The organism is Kitasatospora sp. NPDC001175, assembly GCF_053598215.1.
Map to the genome: position 1 here is coordinate 1 of NZ_JBSFJU010000204.1, position 1,784 is coordinate 1,784.

Below are 1,784 nucleotides of genomic sequence, written 5' to 3' on the forward strand. Positions count from 1 at the left end.
ATCAAGAAGGTCCGCAGGGGCCGCTACACGGCAGCCGCCACACCAGCGGCCCCCACCTTGCACCCCGGCCGAAATCCTTAACTACCCGGCCTTGGAAGTTCCACCCTGGGCTCGGACACCTGGACACTGGGACATGTGAGCCCGGAGGAAGCAGCACCAGGTTGGAACCAAGAGCAACATGAGTAAGCGGTACACGGCGGAGTTCAAGCGGGACGCGGTCGCGCTGGTGCGCTCGTCTCCGCATCGGAACGTCACCGAGATCGCCCGGGAGCTGGGGGTCAGTCCGGAGGGGCTGCGGGGCTGGGTCAAGCAGGACCGCACGGACCGTGGCGAGGGCCGGCCGGGCGAGCTGACCAGTGCGGAGCGCGAGGAGCTCACCCGGCTGCGGCGGCAGACGGTCGAGCAGCAGAAGACGATCGAGATCCTGCGCAAGGCGGCCGCCTATTTCGCGACCGAGACGACACGGTGAGGACCCGTAAGGAAATTACTACCGGTTTCGGGTTAACTCCACGGATCGGCATGGTAGATGAGCTGCTGTGGCGATTGCGGATGATGTCCTGGCGGTGTTGGATGCGAAATTCGCGGCGGGATGCCCGGCCAAATGCCCTGGTGACGACTCCGCACACCTCGATGCCCGCCTCGGATCGGTTGACGCAGCGTCACGCGTATGCCATGGAAAATTGGTTGAGCCGGTAGAGCGTACGACAGCCCTGTCCTCGCTACACGCGACGAAGGGCGCACGATCCCCCGCGACGCTGCCCCCAGCACGTGGCTGGCCCGGGCGGACGTCAGCACCACGGGCCGGTGTCACCAGGGCTGGAGTTTTCGGGTTCGACGGGCTCCTCCTGGCCGTCGGTGGACGTGGTGATCACAACGCCGTTAGGTTGCTCCTCGCTCCCGCGCGTGATCAGCAGCGCGGCACTTCTTGATCGGAACCACCGTGCAGTCTGAGACCATCGACGTCACAACCGTGCCCGCCGCGCCGGGTGTGAGCGATCCACGTGAACTGGCGACCGGTCTCTTCGTGGCCACCGCCGGCGAGCTGGCGCTGCAGGTCGCCATCACGATGACCGGTGGTACGCAGGGGCACCTCGCACGAGCCATGCCGCTCCTCGGAGTCTTCGTGGTGATCTCGACCATCGTCTTGCTCTGCTGGCTGCGCCGCTGTCGGCTCAACGCGGAGATCCTCGCGCCCGGCACCCACCGCTACGCCCCGGGTTTTGCGGTCGGCGGGTGGTTCATTCCGGTGGCCATGTGGTGGATCCCGCGCCGGATCGTCCTCGACATCCGCCGGGCAAGTGGTCTTTCCGGCCGGGGGTGGCCGGTCGAGGGGTGGTGGTGGACGCGCCTGGCCAAGCTTCCGGTAGCCGCGGCCCTGACCTGCGCCGGGGTCAAGTCGAACCCTCTGCTCTCGCCCTACACCATGCCGCTCGGTGTGGCCGCAGCGGTTTTGATGATTCTGATGGTCCGGGAGATCACCGCTGCCCAGGCTTCACGCCTCACCCCGTAGGCGGCTGGGCTGGGTCGTCCCGGTGCTGCCGCACCGGGGCGGCGGGACCCTGCTCCTTGACGTCCTTCAGGCGGGCGGCGAACGCCTGTACCAGGCGGCACGAGCGACCCGGGCCGCCACAACGACACCGTGATGAGCCGCGGCCGCCGTTCTGCAGTTGGGCGCGGTGGCCACGTGGTGGTTGAGCTTGCTCCGCTTTGACGGACACCGTTGGTGTGGTGGTCAGGCCGCCAGGACGGTCTCGTATTCGGCGGGACTGCGGTAGCCGAGGCTG

Annotated in this window: 2 protein-coding genes; both read left to right on the forward strand. The window is 67.5% G+C overall.

Going from position 1 to position 1,784, the window contains the following annotated elements:
• Positions 1-178: 178 nt before the first annotated feature.
• Positions 179-469: a transposase gene (locus tag ACWDAK_RS41150; RefSeq protein WP_427396350.1), complete on the forward strand. Its 291-nt coding sequence runs from the start codon at positions 179-181 to the stop codon at positions 467-469.
• Positions 470-940: 471 nt separating this feature from the next.
• Positions 941-1,510 (forward strand): DUF4328 domain-containing protein, encoded by a 570-nt coding sequence (locus tag ACWDAK_RS41155; protein WP_427396349.1) that lies wholly within the window; start codon positions 941-943, stop codon positions 1,508-1,510.
• Positions 1,511-1,784: the final 274 nt, after the last annotated feature.

Excerpts from the sequence above, each read along its gene's own strand:
- ACWDAK_RS41150 (WP_427396350.1), top strand. The coding sequence starts at position 179 with ATGAGTAAGCGGTACACGGCGGAGTTCAAGCGGGACGCGGTCGCGCTG.